The following is a 21,688-nucleotide window of genomic DNA, read 5'->3' as shown; positions in this document are numbered from 1 at the left end:
AGCATAAAGCTTACTAGTGAAATCAACATTAAAAGAGCCAATGTCCAAGCTCCTTCAACTGGTTGGGTATGGGGGTAATTCATAAGAAGATAAATGCACAAAAAAGTCGGGATTAAGGAAAAGTATAGATGAATCAAAGCACGATCTTTTTTGAAAAGATAAAAGTAAATGATTGTCATGAAAAAAAATATTAAGTAAATTACGCATGAAACAACATTGCCAATATCCATAAAGACCCCTCCCTCGTAGGTCATTATATCAGATCGATAAGATACACTAAATAACAATAGAATGAGAATTTACTGACTATGCGAGTCATAAATCAACATTTTGAGCGACTCACACGCTTACTTACATATAATTAAATTTTTCTATTAAAACTCGAAATTTCTTTAATTTAACAAAATCGGAAATAATTGAGAAACAGGTGCTATCATCGCTTTTCTTATATTCAAAGTTAAAGAAAAAAATTTTACTTTGTGATTAATTTTTGTTACTTTATATAGAGAGAGCTAAGATAAAAAGCATTAATTATAACCGTTGTTTAATGGTTGCTAGAGGGGGATGACATGAAGTATAAAAAACTGCTATGTAGCGCTATGTTGTTGGGAAGTTTGGGAAGTTCAACACTTGTTGCATTTGGAGAAGAGACAATTGATTCTACTAGTATAGAGGAAAGCACGGCAATATCAGAAACTTCTAGTTCTGTGAAAGCTGTAACCAATGCGCCAGCTACGTCAGAATTAACAATTGAGGAAACTCAGGCATCAACCGCAGCTTCGAGTGAACCGACTGAAGAAGCGACAGGTGTGGATGAAGAAGAATATGATGCGCAGGGAAATCTGCTTTTTCATCATCCGATTCCATTTGAAGAATTTACGATTGAGCCACCTGCTTTTAGAGCTGCGCGAGCAAGTATGACTACACAACAAGCATTTATTAATCAAATCGCTCCCTCCGCAAAGACATTGGCTAGCGCCAATGATTTGTATGCTTCAGTAATGATTGCCCAAGCAATCGTTGAAAGCGGTTGGGGCGGAAGCACACTATCAAAAGCACCGAATTATAACCTATTTGGTATTAAAGGTGAATATAACGGACAATCCGTTACGATGAAAACACAAGAGTGGAGTGAAAAAGAGGGCTGGCACTACGTCAATGCGAAATTCAGAAAATATCCTTCTTATAAGGAATCCTTAGGTGATAATGTTACCGTTCTGAAAAAGACTTCTTTCTCACCAGGAAACTATTATTATTCTGGTGCATGGAAAAGCAACACAAAATCGTATAAAGACGCAACCGCTTTTTTAACAGGAAGGTATGCAACAGCACCAACCTATGGATCGACGTTAAACAATGTCATTGAGACATATAAACTAACGCAATATGATTCCACTGGCGGCGGTTCAAACCCGGCGCCGATTCAGACAAATGCAATGTATCGCTTGTATAATCCCAATAGCGGAGAACACTTTTACACAGCAAATGCGGCCGAACGCGATAAAGTTAAGAAGGCTGGCTGGCGCTATGAAGGTGTTGGTTGGCAAGCACCTAGAAGTGGGACACCAGTCTATCGGCTGTACAATCCAAACGCAGGAGACCATCATTATACACCGCATGTATCAGAAAAAAATCACCTAGTAAAAGTTGGTTGGCGCTATGAGGGGGTTAGCTGGTATTCTGGAGGAAGCAAGCCGCTTTATCGTTTGTATAATCCCAATGCTAAATCAGGAGCCCATCATTATACACTATTGCAAAGTGAGCGGAACAACTTAATCAAGCACGGTTGGCGCAATGAGGGTATCGGTTGGTACGGGCAATAATAAAAAAGGGGCTGGGACATAAATCCAGCTCCATAAAAATAGGCATCAGAGAAAATCGATGATTTTCTCTGATGCCTATTTATTTGTATGTTTTGAAAACCATAGGCTATGCCTATGGTTCCAGAGAGCTTCCAGCGTGGTATTAAAAAAGCCTCCCAAAATTGATAAACTGATGATGGTTTCCCGACCGCATCACAATCAAATTTAGGAGGTATCCTTATGATGAAGGATAAAGAAAGTTTAGCACACTCAAAATGGAGATGTAAGTATCATATTGTATTTGCACCAAAATATCGTAGACAAATCATTTATGGGAAATATAGAGAAAGTATCGGAGCAATCATCCGTAAGCTTTGCGAAAGAAAAGGGGTAGAAATTCATGAAGCAAATGCTTGTAAGGATCACGTTCATCTTCTTGTCAGCATTCCACCAAAGCTAAGTGTGGCTCAATTTATGGGATATTTAAAAGGAAAAAGCAGCTTAATGATATTCGATCGACATGCGGAGTTGAAATATCGATATGGGAATCGTAAATTTTGGTGTCGCGGATACTATGTGGATACGGTTGGTCGAAATAAGGAACAGATAGCAGAATACATTCGTAAACAACTCAAAGAAGATCATGTAGCGGACCAGTTAACGTTGTTTGAAGAAGTAGATCCATTTACAGGAGAAAAAAACAAGAAGAAATAAAGAGAGATTCTTTTAGAATCAGCGAGTAGATGTGGTGCGGGAGGAAGCCTTCAGATGGCCTTTCAGGCCAAGGCCGGTAATAGAGGCTTTCAGCCGAAGAGCAAACCACCCGTTTCACGGGTGGTTTTGATTTTCCCTACAAAGAAAGAGAACTCTCTGATAAACTTAAAGCGTCGAAACAAAAAGTCTGGAGGGTTCTCTTATGTTTAAAAATTATAACACAAATCAGGTCGTTTTACCGCTAGATTTTACACTTGTCATTCCGGAAAATGATATTGCTAGACTCATCGATTCTTTTATTGAGAGCATCCCAGATTCAGAATTTGAGGCTTTCAAACACGATCGCGGGGCGAGCTCTTTTCACCCGCGCATGATGTTGAAGATAATTTTGTGTGCCTATACGCAATCCGTCACCTCTGGTCGTAAGATTGATGAGTTGATGAAAGATAGTATTCGAATGATGTGGCTCGCACAAGGGCACGAACCTAGTTATCGCACAATCAATCGGTTCAGAGTCGATCCCCGAGTGTTGCCCCTGATTCAGACTTGTTTTGTTCAACTGCGTTCGCACTTGGTAGAAACGAATCAAATAACCGAAGAAGCTATTTTTATTGATGGCACAAAAATTGAAGCTGCGGCCAATAAATACACCTTTGTTTGGAAAACTGCCCTAGAGAAAAACCACAAAAATTTAGAAAAAAAATCCTTAGAAGCTTATCAAACGCTCGTCGAACAGGAAATCATCCCAGCACTTGAACGGGAATCTGATGGTGAATTGTCAAAAGAGGAAATTCATGCGCTCGCTACTCGTTTGACTGAAACAGTCGAGCAATACGACGAAGCAATTGAACAAGAACCTATCGGTTCTGTTCGTAAGTCGCTTCGCTCCAAACGCAAACTGCCAAAGGCTCAGCTCAAACATTTCCGCTCCCATCAAGAGCGTGTTCAAAAATATGAGCACCAGTATCGTATTTTAGGTGACCGCAAAAGCTATTCCAAGACAGATACAGATGCGACATTCATGCGAATGAAAGAGGACCACATGCGTAATGGGCAATTGAAAGCTGGCTATAACCTTCAAATCGCTACGAACAATCAATATGTACTAGGGTATGATCTTTTTGCGAACCCTACAGATACTCGAACCCTTCAACCCTTTTTAGAAACGTTGCAGGTGCAATTTCTGCCTTTACCACCTTACATTGTAGCGGATGCAGGCTATGGTTCAGAAAGTAATTATCGCTTCTTTGAGGATGAACTTCCTCAACAGACGCCGTTGATTCCTTATAGCACAATGATCAAGGAACAGAGTAAGAAGTGGCGAACCGACGAAAAGAAAGTCATGAACTGGGACTATTTTGAAACGGATGATTACTACATTGATCCTAAAGGTGTTCGCTTCAACTTCAACACTTATCGTACAGAAATAGACGACTACGGATTTGAACGAGATTTCAAAGAATATGTGGCCGAAACAAAGGATGCGAATCAGAAGAACCTACCCGAGGCATTCACACCAGGCGGCTATCGAAGAAAAATCAAAGTCAATCCGTCATTAGAATATTTCAAAGCGCAACAACGAGACTTGCTTTCAGCACCAGAAACCAGTGCAATCTATGCCCAACGTAAGATTGACGTGGAATCAACTTTTGGTCATCTGAAGGCTTGTTTGAATTGGACGCGATTTTCCGTTCGAGGAAAAGACAAAGTAAAAAATGAAGTAGGGATCGCCTTAATGGCAGTCAATATGAAGAAATTGATGCTTAATAGGCAACATGAGAACAATACGGGGAAATCAAATCATAAAAAAACAGGGATCAAAATCGCTTTTTCGATTTTGATCCCTGTTTTTTAGTTGAGCTTAGGCTTTATGTCCCAGCCTCTTTTTTAACTGACATCAGATATTTCTGAAATAACAAAAAAACTATGAAGACTATCCGTCGGGTACTCATATTTTTTCCCTATTTCAGATAGAATCTTTTGATCTGATTCCAAAATAGGTTCGTTCCCATCATACAAAGTGTCCGTTGGAAGATGGATTTCGAAAGGTTTTTTTTCCTCAAGCACTAAAGGTTTTTGAAAGAAATATCCAGCGATCTTTTTCATGAGAATTACTCCTTTTTCTATTATTTTGTTATATATTACATCAGAGATGTATGTAAAACCAGAAATAAGCTCTATAACAAATGTAATTTAAAACAGCCGTAAGAGAGCAATTCCAAATACACCTGTTAAAACGATTTTCATTAGATCGTTTGTACGAATTCCAACGATCAAAGCCGGTATGCATGCGAAAAATTCTGGTAAACGTAATGTTGGAAAATATCCTGTTTGAAAATTTAGGAGACTTTGCAATAACAAAGCTGTCAAAATCGTCATTGGCAGGTAACTTAAAAATTTTTCGAAAGTCGGCGGCAAGCTTACAGCCTTTGTCAAAACAAAGGGTAATACACGAGGAATCCAGGTAACTAATGCACAACCAAAAAGGGTTAACAAATAATAGTAGTTACTCATCCTTACTTAACACCCCCGTTAGGCATCCTAGTAAAGTTGCTAAAATGACTGAAAGCTCTGCAGAAGTAAAACGCATCAACACAAAAAGACTAATTACCGTAACTGTCAAAATCTTAATGGTTTTTGCGCGCTGTTTTTTTAATGGTAGCTGTACTTGAAAAAGAAACAACCCAAGGAACATCGCTGTTAATGCAAAATCAAAGCCGAATACAGTTGGGTCGGGAATAAAATTCCCTAGTAAGGCGCCAAGCACAGTTGAAATAATCCATACAAGGTATGCCGTTATATTTAAACCATGCATCCAATTACTGGTTACTTTCTTTTCTTGAGCAAGCGTCGTCATCAAGACACCATAGGATTCGTCTGTTAGTAATGTTCCGATAGCTATACCGTTCAATAAAGAATCCTCTTTGAAATAATGAGCTACGGAAAGACTCATGAGCAGATGCCGTAAATTAACGAGAAAAACTGTAAAAATGATTGACAGAATTGGCGCACTTAGCAGTAGTAATCCGCATAAAATAAATTGGGCACTTCCTGCATATACCAGTGTAGACATTAGAAATATTTGCCAAATCGCGAGGTGGGCAGACTTTCCAACAATTCCCATTGCGATCCCAATGCCTAAATACCCCATGATCGTAGGTAAACAGGCTTTAACTCCGTCAGAAAAACTAGCAGTCTGTATCAAACGATTATCCATATATCCACCCTCTCATTTTGTTCTAATCATATTAGACCAAAACTAATAAAAAAACAAGCGGATAAGTAGTTAAAAAAAGAGCAACAATTCCAATGGCAAAACATACCAATTGGCGGGGAAGATGTTGCTCAATTTATTTTATCATAAAAACATTTTGGTAAATACTAAAAAAAATATTTTTGTTAGGTAAATAATTTGAAATTATCCGATTCAATGAGAGCCGCCTTTAATTTTAAAGAAAGAAGTAGTTGATGTATAATAAAGTCAAGGGAGGCGTTTTCAATGAAAGAAAGCTATAAAAAAATACTCGTTGCAGTGGATGGCTCACCCACATCAACAGATGCATTTTATGAAGCGTTAAATATTGCGGAACGTAACGAGGCTAAACTCTTTATTCTCACTGTAGTCGACTATAAATTTTCAATCGGTGATCCGGCATTTATTAATGATGCACTAAAATTTCATCTAAATAATGCGGAGATTGAACTAGAGCAATTGATCGCCAATTCGAACGTGAGTCAATTTGACTATGAAACTAAAATTGATTCAGGAAATCCTAAGCGCAAGATTATTGATTATGCATTGGAAAATCAAGTGGATCTGATCATACTTGGGGCAACTGGAAGAGGTGCTGTAGAGCAGGCGTTAGTGGGATCAACGACAGCTTATGTAGTAAATCATGCTAACTCTAATGTGATGGTAGTAAAATCCTAATTCATTATGACAAGTAGATCTCTAAAAAAGGGTCTTGCCCCAAAATGGGACAAAACCCTTTTTATTATTGGGATAGCAGGGCTCGAACCTGCACTTACCTGATTCAGAGTCAGGCGCCTTACCAGTTTGGCCATATCCCACTAAGAACAGAAAGAATTATAACGCTAGTTTTTCTATTCTTCAAATAAAATGTCTCGATTATTTTTTTCCTGCTTGCTTTAAAGCAGCCAAAACTAAGTTTCCATCAGCAAAACCTAAGTTAATATTGACGGTCTCAGTATCAAAAACTAAAGATAGACGAATGCCGTTTAGTTTCTTTTTGCCGCTAATTTCTTTACATTGATAAAGATTGTACTTGTATGACCTTTGCTTACTTAAGGCATATAATATGTTTCCAGAGACTCCATATGCCGTAAGACCTTCTTGATTCTTTAAACCTTCATATTTATGAAAGCCAATGAATGAAAAGGAGAAATTAGTTTTGGCAAATACTTGGACAAAACGATTGAACAAAAGAACTCCCTTATTTTCATTCGTATTATAATTAATGCCGTATTTTTGAGTAAAATGATAAAGTTCGATTGCTGTGTTCATAATGACCTCGCTTTTTTCTGTATATTCAGCATAAATGTTTCTTATATATAGAAGCTTTTTTTATTGACTAAAGCGTCGAGTATTAATAAATTCTGAAATAGCCATAGTGACCAACAGAAAACCAAAAATTTGGAATAAGACCATTAAACTGCTGAATGGATTGAATAAAAGGAAAAAACTGGCAAGAATCATCAGTGCACTATAAATAAGTTGTCCCGTGACTGGAAAACCGTTTCTTCTTGCAGTCCAGCTTTGTACGAATTGGCCAATTGCAAAAATTAGAATAATAAAACCTAAGAACATTGGTAAGATACTAATAATTCCTTTTGAAAACCAAAGAACAACAAAGGCGATGATGACTCTCATGATTCCACTAGTTGTCTCAAAACCGACATTCCCTGTATATTTTTTTGTTCTTAAGCCGCGAATAATTTGTAAAATACCAAAAATTAATAAATAGAAGAAGATGATGTAGACCATCCCTTTAAAAACACTTCGTGGTGAAAACAGGATAGCGATACCAAAGATTAGGTAGCAAGCACTTCTTAAATATCCATATTTCTTGATTGAATCGATAAAATTTGACATAAAATATCACTCCTCATAAATAATTTTACCTGATTTGGTGTCTTTTTGCTAATGAAGTGAAAATTTCGATTGTAAACCATTCCAGACTTAGGTATAATTGCGAATAACATTGATCCAAAAGCTAGACGAACAAATGAATGTCGATACTGGAGGGCTTACTTATGAATGAAGAAGAAATTGAACTTGGTAGAAATTATCGCTGCCATCCGATTGGTTTCGAAGAATGCGTGGAAGGCGAAGTAATTTCGAAGATGACAAATTGCGCTGTTGTTCGTATTAATCAATGCGAAGAAGTTGATCAAGAGCAGCGAGATGATAAATCTAACATGGTCGTGGTAAAATATTCTAATTTCATTCCAAGTTAGAAGGCGGTTCTTTTTGAATATATTTACACTGTTATTGGGAATTTTCACTATTGTTCTTTACGTTTTTTTATTATTGGCACGAAGAGACATCGTTATTCCGATTTTTAAACGACGTAAACAATACCCATTCTATATTTTTTTAACAATGTTGATTCTTTGGACTGGTTTTACTAGTTGGCAAGATTTCAACGGGCGAGCACAGACGATTTTAGCTGCCTTAGTAATGCTGAGTTTTTTATTGGATAAAAAGGGATTTACTGAAGATAGTCTGATTCTTTTTAGTTTAGATAACCGGGGGATTCCGCTCAATGAAATTGAACGAGTAGTCTTGTTTCAAGAAGAAAGCGGCTTGATTAAGTTAAACTATTTCCGGAAAGAGCGTCGCGGCCCCATTTTGACCTTTGATTATTCTTTGACTGAATTCGTTGTTTTTCTTTCGACGCATCTCAGTGAAGGGAGTACCTTAGAAATTTTGACCAAAGACGATAAAGATAAAGACGGGAAATAAGATGGCAGGGATGTCATCTTTTTTTGCAAAACATAAACTTGCTTATAAAAAACAAGCGGTGCTGGAAAATCAGCATCGCTCGTTTTGATTTTAAACTATATTAATGGAAAACACGGAAACGTTCGTCGTCAGCTAAGTATTCTTTTTCGTTAGCTTCGCCTTCTTTAGAACCGAAAACTAATTGAGAGCGTAATTGCCAATTAGCAGGAATGTTCCATTCTTCAGCAACAGCATCATCGATCACTGGGTTGTAATGTTGTAGGTTTGCTCCAAGACCAGCGGCTGTTAAAGCTGTCCAAGTATTTGCTGTAGCAATACCATTTGATTGTTCAGCCCAGTCTGGGAAGTTATCAGCGTATAATGCAAATTGTTCTTGTAAATTTTTTACTGTATCCGTTTCTTTAAAGAACATTACAGTACCATAGGCATTACGGAAGCTAGCAATTTTAGCCTGTGTATTTGGAAAGACTTCTGCTGGAGTTAGTGGTTTTAGAGCTTCTTCAACGATGTTCCATAATTTCTCATGAGCCTCTCCGAAAAGAATAACTGCACGAGGTGATTGTGCGTTAAACGCAGTTGGACTGCTTTTAACCGTGTCTTTGATTAATTCAGTAATTTCTTCTTCAGATAATTTTACATCGCGGCCTAGTGTGTAAAATGAACGGCGATCTTTTAATGATTCTAAAAATTGAGACATAATAATTTCCACCTTTTCTTTTTTTGTTCTTGTTGACAAAGCTTACTTTACCATCTTACAAAAAGTAAGAAAAGAAATATGCTCGCAGAATGGTAATTTTTTTTAAAGGGGAGATGAAACCTTTTTAATAATTACTTGAGAATATGATAAACTAGAAGTATGAACTGTAAGATGGAGGCTCTTAGATGAATATAAAAGAAATAGGAAAATCAATTATTTGGTTTTTAATTTTGGCGGTGATCTTGGTTGGTTTGCGCCATTTTGTTTTTACTCCTGTAGTGGTCAAGGGAGATTCAATGGACCCAACATTGATAGATGGTGAACGGGTTATTGCTTTGAAAAACACTGATATTAAGCGGTTTGACATCGTAACTTTTCCAGCACCGGATGATGAGGGGAAAAACTATATCAAACGTGTTGTTGGATTACCAGGCGATACTGTTGAATATAAGAATGATGAACTTTACATCAACGGAAAAAAATATGACGAGCCATATTTGGATGAGTTCAAAGGCCAATTAACTGACAATCAGCCATTAACTTATGATTTTAATTTGAAAGAGTTATCTGGCTCTGAGAAAGTTCCTGAAGGAGAACTATTTGTTTTGGGAGACAATCGTCGAATCTCAAAAGATAGTCGAATCATTGGAATGATTAAAGAGAAGGATATCATGGCAGATGTGAAATTTGTTTTCTGGCCGTTAAATCGGTTTGGTACAGTAGACTAGCAATTTTGCTAGTCTTTTTTTACGGAATGCTTTTGTATTATCTTTCATTATGCGACTTTTTAGCTGAACTGCTATAATAAGCACGTAACATAATTTGAAGAATCGAGGGGAAACGATGTCATTACAATTTTTGCTAGGTACTGGACAGAATGATGCGACAGAGCGAATGATTCAAACAGCACAAGCTTGGTTAAAGCAAAATCCTGAGAATCGTGTCTTTTTCTTAGTCCCCAATTACAATAAATTTGAACAAGAGATTAACCTTTTATCTGCTATGAGGCACGATGAGGGAGCGACAGAATTTAGTACGATTCGTACACAGGTTTTTAGTTTTCAGCGATTGGCTTGGTACTTTTTACAGCGGGATGGTCAGGTGCCCGGAAATATTTTATCTGAAGCCGGCAATGCAATGATTTTAAGAAAGATTTTGCATGAACAACGTGAGGAGTTAACGATTTTTCGCGGTGAAGTCAATAAAACAGGATTTATTCAACAATTAGTCAGTTTTTACCAAGAAATGCAGATTGGAAATATAACCGTTGAAGATTTAGCAGAAAACGGCACTGGCCAAGATCAAGTTTTGAAGCTGCAGGACCTGCGGAGAGTATATGCAGCTTACGAAGAGGCTTTGTTGAATTATCAAGTGGCCAATGAAGATCCTTTATTGTTGCTGCAAGAATATCTCAGCAATAAAAATCTAACGAATAGCCTTTTTATTGTAAGCGGCTTTACCCGATTTAACGCTCGGGAGTTGAGCGTTTTAACTACTTTAATGCATTGTGGAGAATTACATGTTTCCTTGGAGTTAGATCGATCTTATCCAACGGAGGAACCTAGTCCCTTAAACTTATTTGCCGATCCAGGTAAAACTTATTTTCAATTAAAGCGTAGTGCAGATGAGAAACAGGTCCCAGTACGTCCTGATCAATTCTCACATACTAAGCAAACAGTTTTTAATCAAGTAGGAGAATATTGGGCAAATCAAAAAAAGACTGATTTATCTCAAACAGATCAGCTTCAGCTTACAAAATTTGGTACAGTAGCGGAGGAGATCCGTAAGATCGGTGAAGAAATAAGACGCCTAGTAAAAGATGAAGGGTATCGATATAAAGATATTCAGGTTTTACTACGCAAACCTGAAGTTTATAACAGTGTGTTACCGGATATTTTCAATAAGCTGGATATTCCATTCTATCTTGATGAAACGCAAGAAATGGCTGCCCATCCGTTGATAGAGTTTTTACAAGCATTGTTTCTAGTTGATAATTATAATTATCGTATCAATGACGTTTTTCGGATGCTTCGAACGGAACTTTTTGCTCCTTTTGAGTGGAAAGCAGATACATGGTTTGCCCAGCAACAACAATATAGAGAAAAAATTGATCAAACTGAAAATGTTTGTCTGGCTTATAATTTCAGGGGGAATGCATGGACAAAAACAGCGGATTGGGAATTTGTAGATTATGATTTTGAAGCAGATGTTTTTAATGATGCGAAAGATTTAGAAACAACGACCAATGACGTGCGGCGTTCAGTCCAAAAAGTACTGCCAGAATTTTTCAAAAAAATGAAACAGGCAGATAATGGGCTAGAGGCGGCTACACTCTTCTTTCACTTTTTAGAAGACAGCGGTGTGAAGCGGCAACTACTATTCTGGCGCGACCAGGAAGTCGAAAAGGGGAATTTAGAAAAGGCTCGTAATCATGAACAAACATGGCAGGCATTGCTTGATCTTTTAGATGAGTATGTATTGATTTATGGAAATGATACTTTTGATTGGGTGAATTTCCAAGAAATATTTTTAGCTGGTTTGATGAACTTAAACTACGGAAAAATACCAACAGCGATAGATCAGGTGCGGGTTAACGATTTAGAGTTAGCGCGCGTAGATCAAATGAAAGTTACTTTTGCAATTGGTTTGAACAATATTGATTTCCCAGCTCGTTTTGATGACAAGGGGTTACTATCGGTTGAAGAACGTTCGGCCTTCAATCAAAATTTGCCAGATGGAAAATTTTTGCCTGAAAGCAATAGTTCAAAAGTAAATCGTGAACCATTTTTAGCATACTCGGTTTTTCTTTCTGCTAGTGAAAAGCTCTATATGAGCGTTGCAACAACAGTTGAAGGCGAGAAAAAGCTAGAGATTTCTTCCTTTTTGAGACAATTGAGTCAAGGTTTGCAATTGCCGATTAAAGAAAATGAATCATTGAACTTAATGAGCAGTCCAGAGGATTATTTAGGTACTATGCGAACACTTTTATCTGATTTGATTGCGTTAAATCGTTTCGCCCAGGATGAAAACCGAGCGTTTCTACCAGCGTGGCGAGAACTGCAAAAGTTCATTCAAAATAGTTCATTTGCTTCGATGGCACAACGAGTTTTCAGAAGTTTGCAGGATCTTAACGTCCCTCGTGAGTTATTGCCTGAGACAGCAGAACGATTATATGGGAAGAATCTGTATGTTTCAGTCTCAAGAATCGAGAATTTTTACAACTGCCAATATAAATATTTCGCCAATTTTGGTCTTGGGTTAAAAGAACGAACGGTATATGGATTAACACCTGCGGCGGCTGGTGATTTTTACCATGAAGCGCTAGATTACTTTTTCCGCTTATTAAAAGAACAGGGTTTGCGTTTAGCGGAATTAGAAGAAGCCGAACGAAATCAATTAGCAGATCAAGTATTGAAAGAAATTTTTGGCGAACTGAAATTTGCTATTCTATCCAGTTCAGCGCGAATGAATTATATTCGTTACCAATTGTCGCGAACTATTCAAAGAGTCAGTTGGGGGTTGGTACAGCAGGGTGCCCGTACTAAATTGGAGCCGCAGCAAACCGAAATTATTTTTGGCTCTATCGGCGGACAAAAAGGGATTCCAGGAATCAACTTGCCTTTATCGAACGGTGGAGAAGTCGCGATTCGTGGTAAAATTGATCGCTTGGATCAATTACAGAGTGCTGAAAATGATTGGTTAAGTGTAATTGATTATAAATCTAGTCCCCATAGTTTTAATGTGGCGGACGCGTACTATGGAATTGCATTGCAATTAATCACTTATTTAGATGTTGCAGTGACTGACTTCAATCAAGGAAGCGGAAAAGTGATCAAACCAGCGGGAGCTTATTATTTGCATGTCCATAATCCGGTTTTGAAAGAGCCTAAGAGCATTGAAAGGGATATGTTGAAGGCTTATCAATATGATGGTCTCTTTGCAAAAGAGCCAGAGCTTTACGATCAATTGGATCAGAGCTTAAATGAAAAGGAAAACTCGCTTTTATTTCCAATCAAAAAAGATAAAAATGGGCAGACAGTGGTCGTCCCGCAATCCAAAGATAAATTTTATGAGCTATCAGAGATTGATCTATTGCGACAATACAATCGAGAGAAAATTCAAAAGGCAGGCAATCAAATCGTTTCTGGTGAAATCAAATTGAATCCAACCTACAAAGATAATCAACGGATTGCCTGTCAATACTGTCCTTTCCGTAGTGTTTGCAAGTTCGATGCGATGTTGAAGGAAAATAATTATCACCGCTTAGAAAAACTATCTAAGGAAGAAGTCTTAAAACGAATGGAGGAAGAACTACATGACAACTAACTTCTCTATCCCTCCAAAAGCGCCGAATGAAATGTATACAGATTCCCAGTGGCAGGCAATCTATGATCAAGGGGCTAATCTTTTGGTTTCAGCTTCAGCAGGATCAGGAAAAACAGCGGTACTTGTTCGGCGTGTAATCGAAAAGATTAAGCGACAGCAGCTCTCGGTCGATCAGTTATTAGTCGTGACTTTTACTGAGGCGGCAGCTAGTGAAATGAAGGAACGAGTTCAATCAGCACTGCAGGAAGCAATTAATGAAGAAACGGATCAAAAATTAAAAAATCATTTTACACGTCAATTGACACTGCTGCCAATGGCGAATATATCGACACTGCATTCGTTTTGTTCTAAAGTTATTCAACGCTTTTTCTACTTGATCGATCTAGATCCAAGTTATCGCATGTTGACGGATGACACGGAGACGATTTTATTGAAAGAGGATGTTTGGGATGATCTTAGAGAAACTTTTTATGAAGAAAATCAAGAAATCTTTTATCGTTTAACCGAGAACTTCTCTAATGATCGCAGTGACAGTGGTTTGGAAGATTTACTTCTCTCAATGTATGAATTTGCCCGAGCAAATCCTGAACCGTTCAAGTGGTTAGATGGATTAGTCGAGAATTATCGAGTAGGAAATTTAGTGGATTCAGATTTATATCGTGAGTTAATCCGTCCGCAAGTTTTGACTAATTTACAAGAGGCCAGTCAAACTTATCAGTGGATGCTCTCTGCCAGTCAAGGGATTGATGACTTGCAAAAGATTGCAGATGTTGCCCAAAACGAACAGAGTATTGTCCAGCAAATTGAAAAAGCCTTAGTAGAGGACGATTTATCGACGGTCTATACTTTTTTTGAGAATCTCAAATTTCCAGTGTATCCTTCTCCAAGAAAAAAAGATGTCAAAGAACTTTATGGCGATATAATCACGGAATGTAAGAATTATCGAGACCAGGCAAAGCAGAGTTTGACGAAGATCAAAGAAATGTACTTTTTAGTTTCACCAGAGGAGCAAGTGGAACGTTTGCAGGAAGCATTACCGATTGTGGAAGAATTGGTTCGTGTTGAAAAACGATTTATCGAAGAGTATTCCGCAAAAAAACGTGAAAAAGGGATGCTGGATTTCAATGATTTGGAACATTTTACTTTGCAAATTTTGCAAGCAGAGATTGATGGCACAAGACCTGCCGAAGATTATTATCGCAGTCGATTTACCGAGGTTTTAGTAGATGAGTATCAGGATATCAATCAGTTACAGGAAACTATTTTGCGTCAGCTTAGTAATGAGGAGCCGGGAAATCTCTTTATGGTAGGTGATGTCAAGCAATCGATTTATGGGTTTCGTTTAGCCGACCCAACTTTGTTTATCCAAAAATATCATGATTTTGCTAATGAAAATGGAGGGCGCAGAATCATTTTGGCAGAAAACTTCCGTTCTCGCAAAGAAGTTTTAGACTTCACCAATTTGATTTTCACTCAATTAATGGATCAAACAGTTGGACAGATTGAATATGATAAACAAGCAGAATTGATTAATGGCTTCACGGCGTTTCCTGAAACGGAGACATTTAGTCCAGAGTTACTAATCTATCAAAAAAACGGGGAGACTCCTGATTGGATAGAAGATAAATCCATGGGTGAAATATTTATGACTGCCGTCAAGATTCGTGAATTAGTTGATCAAGGATTTGAAGTCTATGATAAAAAACAAAAAGCGATGCGGTCAATACGTTATGAAGATATCGTACTTTTAACACCAACTAGAAGCAATAATTTAACGATTCTGGAAGTGTTTAAACAATTGGGAATTCCGTTATCTATCAATGATACACAAAATTATTTTCAATCAACAGAGCTGCGAGTAATGATTTCTCTCTTACAGATTATTGATAATCCGTATCAGGATATTCCTTTGGCCGCAGTTTTACGATCACCGATAGTTGGCTTGCAGGAAGAAGAGTTGGCACAGGTCCGCCTAGCATTGCCGCAAAAAGAGTATTACCAGGCAGTAAAAAAATATGTTCAAATGAATGATGATATCACTGTCCAAAAATTGACAGTCTTCTTATCTCAATTGGGTGATTGGCGTGAGTATGCTCGGCGCGAATCGTTGGCCAGCTTATTAGTGAAAATCTATAATGAAACAGCCTACTTGGATTATGTTTTAGGAATGCCTGCTGGACAGCAGCGCCATGCAAATCTACTAGCATTAATTGAACGAGCAAAGGATTATGAACGCAGTAGTTTCCGCGGCTTGTACCAGTTTATTCGCTTTATTGAAAAAATGCAGGAAAAAGATAAGGACTTAGGCGAGCCTCCTACTGAAGAAATTTCAGACGCTGTGAGAGTAATGACGATCCATGGAAGTAAAGGGTTAGAATTTCCGATAGTCTTTTTAATGGATATGAGCAAAAGCTTTAACGTTCAGGATACACGAAGAAATTATGTATTTGATGAGCGATTAGGACTTGGCGTGAAGTTATTGACGCCGGATACCCGAGTAAGGAAAGACACATTACTCTTTCAAACCGTCAAGCAGAAGAATTTGAATAAGCTGCTATCAGAAGAAATGCGGAAACTGTATGTTGCTTTAACTCGAGCAGAGCAAAAATTATTCTTGGTGGGTTCTTATGATGATGAAGCTGCAGCATATAAGACGTGGAGCAAAGGCTCTTTGAACGAAAATTTAGTTTTAGATGCAGGTCTTAGGAATGGTCAAAATGATAGCTTCTTTGATTGGATTGGCTTGAGTTTATTTAGACATCCGCTGATGGAAAATTATCAGAACGAGTATATTGTCAATCAGCCTGCTGTTTTGAAGCACCACCCGGCCACATTCAAACTGAATTTTACGGATCCGCAAATGATTGTCGAGAAAGTTCAGGGATATCTTCCAGAGATTAAAACACTAGAAATCCCCCAAGGAACGATCAATATCCAACCGTTGAAAAAAAGTTTGCTGTTTAAATATCCTTATCCGGAAGCGACGAAAACAACGAGCTATCAATCGGTATCAGAACTGAAACGACTTTATGATGATCCAGATAATCGATTAGCGCTGGAGCTTGATTCTTCTCGTGCACAAACACACTATCGATTTACTGAAAGCGACTTAGGAGAACCTAAATTTTTAAGTACGAAAAAGGAACTGTCCGCTGCTGAAATCGGGACGGCTACTCACTTAGTGATGCAGCTATTACCATTACAGAAGGATCCTAAGCGAGAAATGGTCGAAGCCTTGATTGAGGAGCTAGTTTCACGACAAACATTAACACAGGAAATTGCAGAGAAGGTTTCTGTTGATAGTATTATGCATTTCCTCGATACTAATATTGGTCGTTTTGTAATCCAACATGCGGACCGGTTGTATCGTGAAGAACCATTTGCGATGTTGATGCCTGCAGATCAATTATTTAATGATTATCAAAACCAAGATGAGATTTTAATTCATGGAATAATCGACGGTTATTTAGAGTTTGATGATAGAATTATTTTGTACGATTTAAAGACGGATTATTATACTCCTGAAAGGGAACAAACGCTGATTAACCGCTATCGCGGACAATTGCATCTCTATAAGGATGCTTTAGAAAAGGCGAAACAAAAGCCTGTTGAAGCGGCTTATCTAATCTTTTTACAAGGAAATCATGCAGTTGATTTGTTAAAAACTCCTTAGGTACAGGCAAGATGTACTTATAAAAGGTAAGTGATGTGCTATACTCTCTCTATCGAGGTGAGAATTATGGAACAAGTAGAAGTAATGGATTTTTCACTCTGTCCAAAATTTGAGAAGGGTTTTCAGATTTTAGGCAAAAAATGGAACGGTTTGATTATTGATGTATTGTTGGAAGGCGGACCGCAAAGATTTGTCGATATTGCTGCGATGATTCCAGATGTTAGCGATCGAGTTTTAACCGAACGACTAAAAGAATTAGAAGTAGAAGGTATTGTAGGTCGTGTGATTGCTTGTGGAAGCCAAAAACGGATGGATTATTGTCTGACAAATAAGGGCGAAGCATTGAAAAATGTAATGAATGAGATTCATCAATGGGGCGATACTTGGATCACGGATGAAGAATGTAGTTGATAAATTTTTTGATTTCTTGTAGTATTGGGATAGTCAATTAAATAGTTCAAAAAACGTTGATGGAAAAGAGTAATCTTTTTATATCTTAAAAGGGAATGTCTGTCGCTGACTGAAAGCAGACTAAGAGAAGAAAAGATGAAGTTCACTTCTGGAGTTTGTCGAAAGACCGGCATAGTCGTTAAAAAGCAAGAGCGCCAATTTATTCGGTTGGCGAATTAGGATGGTAACGCGAGACCTCGTTCCTTTGTGGAACGAGGTCTTTTTGCGATTTCTAGAAATAATCGCGTTTTTGCTCATTTTACATGAAGTTGGATAATGGAATGAGGGCCTTGACACATCTTGTTAAAGAATATGAATATGCTGGCCACTTTACAAATGGAAAGATTATTGCTTTTTTTCTTTATCAAACAGAGTAAAAATCAGAATTGACTTAATATTATGCAAGTTTTTTGAGGATCAGTTTGAAGAGTAGTAAACGATTCCTCACAATCATCCAACAGTCGAAAATTCGATAGGGCTTCATTTTCAATTTGAAGTTTCTATCTTTTTAAAGCAAATGGGAAAGGAAGAAAACAATGAGTTTACAAGAGCAATTAGAAGAGTTAAAAAGTCAGACGTTAGCAAAGATTGACGCAGCTGATGAGCTTTCTGCCGTTGAAACGATCCGAGTAGAAACTCTTGGGAAAAAGGGACCAATCACTGAAGTATTACGGGGAATGCGGGATCTTTCAGCAGAAGAGCGTCCTGTAGTAGGTGCTTTTGCCAATGAGATTCGCGATCTTTTAACCAAAGCAATCGAAGAGCGCAAAGCAGCCTTAGCGGAGTTGGCTTTAGAAAAGCAATTATCAGCAGAAACTTTAGACGTCACTTTACCAGGAAAACAAGTTTCCCATGGTACACGACATGTTTTGACTCAAATCATGGAAGAAATTGAAGATACTTTTGTTGGAATGGGCTACCAAGTTGTCGAAGGGACGGAGATCGAATCTGATCATTACAATTTTGAACGGATGAACTTGCCAAAAGATCACCCTGCACGAGATATGCAAGATACTTTTTACATTTCTGATGAGCTATTATTACGTACACATACATCCCCAGTTCAGGCACGTACTATGGAAAAACACGATTTTTCAAAAGGTGCGTTGCGGATGATTTCACCAGGTAAAGTATTTCGTCGTGATACAGATGACGCGACGCACAGTCATCAATTTCATCAAATTGAAGGCTTAGTCGTTGATAAAGGAATAACGATGGGTGACTTAAAGGGAACGTTAGAAGTACTACTAAAGGAGTTATTTGGTGCAGAGCGCAAGATTCGTTTACGTCCGAGCTATTTTCCATTTACCGAACCGTCTGTAGAAGTTGATGTCAGCTGTTTCAAATGCGGCGGTAAAGGCTGTAATGTTTGCAAGCATACTGGTTGGATCGAAATCCTCGGTGCAGGAATGGTTCATCCTGATGTATTAGAAATGTCGGGTATTGATCCAAAAGAATATTCTGGCTTTGCTTTTGGCTTGGGACCGGATCGGATTGCAATGCTGCGTTATGGAGTCAATGATATTCGAAATTTCTATTTAAACGATGTTCGTTTCTTGGAACAATTCAAGGGGGAGTAGGAAGCAATGTTAGTTTCATATAAATGGTTAAATGAATATGTCGACGTTAAAGATGTCGCACCGAAGGACTTAGCAGATCGTCTTTCATTGACAGGGATCGAAGTTGAAGGATTGGAATCGCCAGAAGATGGTTTGAAGAAAATCGTCGTTGGTGATGTAAAAGAATGTATCCCGCATCCTGATTCAGATCACTTATCGATCTGTCAAGTGGATGTAGGCGCGGAAGAATTGTCGCAAATTGTTTGCGGGGCGCCCAATATCAAAGCTGGAATTAAAGTGATTGTTGCATTACCCGGCTCTCGCATTGCTGGCAATGTAAAAATCAAAAAAGGGAAAATGCGCGGTCAAGTTTCAAATGGCATGATCTGTTCATTACAAGAGCTTGGCTTTAGCGATTCCGTGATCCCTAAAGAATATTCTGAAGGAATTTATTATTTACCAGAAGAAGCACTTGTTGGCGATCCTGTATTTCCATATTTAGAAATGGATGATACGATAATTGACCTATCAATTACACCGAACCGTGCGGATGCACTAAGTATTCGCGGTGTTGCACATGAAGTAGCAGCAATTTATAAAAAAGAAGTCCATTTTCCTGCTGTCGAACTAAGGGAGTCAGAGGAGAAAGCCAGCGATAAAATCAAAGTGTCTGTGACTGATAAAAACGATGCGCCGCATTATGAAATTCGAATCATTAAAGACGTGAAAATCGGACCTAGTCCACAATGGCTGCAAAATCGGTTAATGAATGAAGGGATTCGTCCGATCAGCAATGTAGTAGATGTTACGAATTATATTTTATTATTATTCGGCCAGCCGTTGCATGCATTTGACTACGATAAATTAGGCAGCAAGGAAATCATGGTTCGTCGAGCAAAAGAAAATGAACCATTTACAACATTGGACAGTGTAGAACGGACATTGAATCCAGAAAATATCGTAATCACTAATGGTGAAATCCCTGTTGCACTGGCAGGGGTGATGGGTGGATTAGATTCAGAAATTTCTGATGAGACAACGACTGTCGCATTAGAGATGGCTATGTTTGACCATACATTGGTTCGCCGCACTTCACAAAGCTATAACCTGCGCAGTGAAGCGTCGATGCGCTTTGAAAAAGGGATCAATCAGGGAGAAATCAGTTTAGCTGGAGAAGTAGCAGCTGCGATGATCGCTGAGCTAGCCGGTGGTAAAGTGTTACAAGGGGCTGTCAAGGGAAGTGAAGTGCATCCTGAAAATGTTGATGTAAGTACGACTCTTCAAAAGGTCAATCGTTTCTTAGGAACGGAATTGTCACAAGAACAAGTCAACGATATTTTTAAAGCACTTGGATTTGCGTCCGAAGTTAAAGAAGGTGTAACAACCGTCAGTGTACCTCCGCGTCGTTGGGACATCACGATTGAAGCTGATTTAATGGAAGAAATTGCGCGAATTTATGGCTACAATAATTTACCTTCGACACTACCGGAAGGACAAACAGTTGCAGGCTTCTTGACTGAAACACAAAAGACGACCAGAAAAGTACGGAATCTGTTAGAAGGTGCCGGATTATCAGAAGCGATTAGCTATGCCTTGACGACTGAAGAAAAGGCCCAACAATTCTTGTTGAAAGAAAGCAAGGTGACTCGGGTAGCTTGGCCAATGAGTGAAGAACGCTCAACAATGCGATTGAACTTAATTAGCGGTCTGCTGGAGGACTTGTCGTACAATGTTGCGCGCAAAAATAATGATGTAGCATTTTATGAAATCGGCCATGTCTTTTATCAAAACAATGATCCAAAAAAAGATTTACCGATCGAACAAAATCATGTCGCAATTGCTGTGACAGGTAATGTTGTTAACAAATCTTGGACAGGAAAAGCAGAAGACTGCGATTATTACACAATTAAAGGAATGGTCGAAGCATTGATTGAAGGTTTAGGTCTTACTGAGGAAATTTCTTACCAAGCAACCCAAATGTCTGAGATGCATCCTGGACAAACAGCTGGTATTTATTTGGGAGAAGAGCTGATTGGTTTTGTCGGTCAAGTCCATCCTAAAATGGCTGTGAGTTATGAACTAAAATCAGCCTATGTGGCTGAAATGAATCTAGACGCATTGATTGGTAAAGAAAAAACACCATTAGTCTTTGAGGCTGTTTCAAAATATCCTGCAGTAAGTCGTGATATTGCGATGTTAGTGAATGAGACAAGTACTAATTCAGACATCACGGAAGTTATCAGCGACGCTGCCGGAAAATTCTTGACTGAGCTGCAGCTTTTTGATGTCTATCAAGGTAAAAATATTGAAGAAGGCAAAAAGTCATTGGCTTATAATTTGACCTTTGTAAATCCTGATGCGACGTTAACTGATGAAGAGATTAATCGTATCATGGCTAAAGTTACTAAAAATTTAGAAGAAAAATTAGAAGCGGTTATCCGTTAAGTAATAAACAGCCCTCAAATGTTTTTTGAGGGCTGT

General features: G+C 38.2%; 18 protein-coding genes, 1 tRNA gene and 1 other annotated feature. Of the genes, 12 read left to right on the top strand and 7 right to left on the bottom strand.

Features of this window, described 5'->3' with window-relative positions:
• Positions 1-569: 569 nt before the first annotated feature.
• The 3 genes from IGI67_RS03695 (at position 570) to IGI67_RS03685 (ending at position 4,371) form a co-directional block, all read left to right on the top strand.
• Positions 570-1,823, top strand: coding sequence for a glucosaminidase domain-containing protein (locus IGI67_RS03695; protein WP_429956785.1), 1,254 nt, complete (start codon positions 570-572; stop codon positions 1,821-1,823).
• Between the two features lie 219 nt (positions 1,824-2,042).
• Positions 2,043-2,516, top strand: coding sequence for an IS200/IS605 family transposase (gene tnpA, locus IGI67_RS03690; protein WP_429956784.1), 474 nt, complete (start codon positions 2,043-2,045; stop codon positions 2,514-2,516).
• Positions 2,517-2,718: 202 nt separating this feature from the next.
• Positions 2,719-4,371 carry an IS1182 family transposase gene (locus IGI67_RS03685; protein ID WP_429956783.1) on the top strand — a complete coding sequence of 551 codons (1,653 nt, stop codon included), beginning with the start codon at positions 2,719-2,721 and terminating at the stop codon, positions 4,369-4,371.
• Positions 4,372-4,403: 32 nt separating this feature from the next.
• Here IGI67_RS03685 and IGI67_RS03680 read toward each other — a convergent pair whose 3' ends face one another.
• From IGI67_RS03680 to IGI67_RS03670, 3 genes are all read right to left on the bottom strand, one after another.
• On the bottom strand, positions 4,404-4,622 hold the full coding sequence (locus IGI67_RS03680; RefSeq protein WP_207106605.1) for a hypothetical protein: 219 nt from the start codon (positions 4,620-4,622) through the stop codon (positions 4,404-4,406).
• Positions 4,623-4,709: 87 nt separating this feature from the next.
• Positions 4,710-5,030 (bottom strand): AzlD domain-containing protein, encoded by a 321-nt coding sequence (locus tag IGI67_RS03675; protein ID WP_207106604.1) that lies wholly within the window; start codon positions 5,028-5,030, stop codon positions 4,710-4,712.
• Positions 5,023-5,733 (bottom strand): AzlC family ABC transporter permease, encoded by a 711-nt coding sequence (locus IGI67_RS03670; RefSeq protein WP_429956782.1) that lies wholly within the window; start codon positions 5,731-5,733, stop codon positions 5,023-5,025. Before IGI67_RS03670 ends, IGI67_RS03675 begins: the two co-directional genes overlap by 8 nt.
• 282 nt (positions 5,734-6,015) lie before the next feature.
• Here IGI67_RS03670 and IGI67_RS03665 point away from each other — a divergent pair, with 282 nt between their 5' ends.
• On the top strand, positions 6,016-6,447 hold the full coding sequence (locus IGI67_RS03665; protein ID WP_207106602.1) for a universal stress protein: 432 nt from the start codon (positions 6,016-6,018) through the stop codon (positions 6,445-6,447).
• Between the two features lie 67 nt (positions 6,448-6,514).
• Here IGI67_RS03665 and IGI67_RS03660 read toward each other — a convergent pair.
• The 3 genes from IGI67_RS03660 to IGI67_RS03650 all read right to left on the bottom strand — a co-directional run bounded on the left by IGI67_RS03660 (position 6,515) and on the right by IGI67_RS03650 (position 7,629).
• Positions 6,515-6,587 (bottom strand) — tRNA-Gln (locus IGI67_RS03660).
• Positions 6,588-6,645: 58 nt separating this feature from the next.
• Entirely contained in the window at positions 6,646-7,041 is a 396-nt protein-coding gene (locus IGI67_RS03655) for a hypothetical protein (protein WP_429956781.1), read from the bottom strand.
• A gap of 60 nt (positions 7,042-7,101) precedes the next feature.
• Complete coding sequence (locus IGI67_RS03650; protein ID WP_429956780.1) at positions 7,102-7,629, bottom strand: HdeD family acid-resistance protein; 528 nt, start codon at positions 7,627-7,629, stop codon at positions 7,102-7,104.
• A 161-nt stretch (positions 7,630-7,790) separates the two neighbouring features.
• Here IGI67_RS03650 and IGI67_RS03645 point away from each other — a divergent pair, with 161 nt between their 5' ends.
• Complete coding sequence (locus IGI67_RS03645) at positions 7,791-7,994, top strand: hypothetical protein (RefSeq protein WP_016180129.1); 204 nt, start codon at positions 7,791-7,793, stop codon at positions 7,992-7,994.
• A 13-nt stretch (positions 7,995-8,007) separates the two neighbouring features.
• Positions 8,008-8,502, top strand: coding sequence for a hypothetical protein (locus tag IGI67_RS03640; RefSeq protein WP_429956779.1), 495 nt, complete (start codon positions 8,008-8,010; stop codon positions 8,500-8,502).
• Between the two features lie 100 nt (positions 8,503-8,602).
• Here IGI67_RS03640 and IGI67_RS03635 read toward each other — a convergent pair whose 3' ends face one another.
• Positions 8,603-9,199, bottom strand: a complete 597-nt coding sequence (locus IGI67_RS03635) for a nitroreductase family protein (protein ID WP_429956778.1) — start codon at positions 9,197-9,199, stop codon at positions 8,603-8,605.
• Positions 9,200-9,384: 185 nt separating this feature from the next.
• On the opposite strand from IGI67_RS03635, the gene lepB reads away from it, so the two are divergent.
• The 6 genes from lepB (at position 9,385) to pheT (ending at position 21,652) form a co-directional block, all read left to right on the top strand.
• Positions 9,385-9,927, top strand: coding sequence for a signal peptidase I (lepB, locus tag IGI67_RS03630; RefSeq protein ID WP_207106554.1), 543 nt, complete (start codon positions 9,385-9,387; stop codon positions 9,925-9,927).
• A 115-nt stretch (positions 9,928-10,042) separates the two neighbouring features.
• On the top strand, positions 10,043-13,525 hold the full coding sequence (locus IGI67_RS03625) for a PD-(D/E)XK nuclease family protein (RefSeq protein WP_429956777.1): 3,483 nt from the start codon (positions 10,043-10,045) through the stop codon (positions 13,523-13,525).
• Complete coding sequence (gene addA / locus IGI67_RS03620) at positions 13,515-17,198, top strand: helicase-exonuclease AddAB subunit AddA (RefSeq protein ID WP_429956776.1); 3,684 nt, start codon at positions 13,515-13,517, stop codon at positions 17,196-17,198. The genes IGI67_RS03625 and addA overlap by 11 nt, the downstream gene beginning before the upstream one ends.
• A 66-nt stretch (positions 17,199-17,264) precedes the next feature.
• The gene (locus IGI67_RS03615) at positions 17,265-17,609 is read left to right on the top strand and encodes a winged helix-turn-helix transcriptional regulator (protein ID WP_429956775.1); all 345 of its coding nucleotides are present in this window, start codon (positions 17,265-17,267) and stop codon (positions 17,607-17,609) included.
• 47 nt (positions 17,610-17,656) lie between these two features.
• Positions 17,657-17,856: a binding site (T-box leader), on the top strand.
• Between the two features lie 328 nt (positions 17,857-18,184).
• Positions 18,185-19,228: a phenylalanine--tRNA ligase subunit alpha gene (pheS, locus tag IGI67_RS03610; protein WP_429956774.1), complete on the top strand. Its 1,044-nt coding sequence runs from the start codon at positions 18,185-18,187 to the stop codon at positions 19,226-19,228.
• A gap of 6 nt (positions 19,229-19,234) precedes the next feature.
• Complete coding sequence (gene pheT / locus IGI67_RS03605; RefSeq protein WP_429956773.1) at positions 19,235-21,652, top strand: phenylalanine--tRNA ligase subunit beta; 2,418 nt, start codon at positions 19,235-19,237, stop codon at positions 21,650-21,652.
• Positions 21,653-21,688: the final 36 nt, after the last annotated feature.

Source organism: Enterococcus sp. AZ196 (genome assembly GCF_050498845.1).
Taxonomy (GTDB): domain Bacteria; phylum Bacillota; class Bacilli; order Lactobacillales; family Enterococcaceae; genus Enterococcus_A; species Enterococcus_A murrayae.
This window is presented reverse-complemented; position numbering and strand designations above follow the sequence as displayed.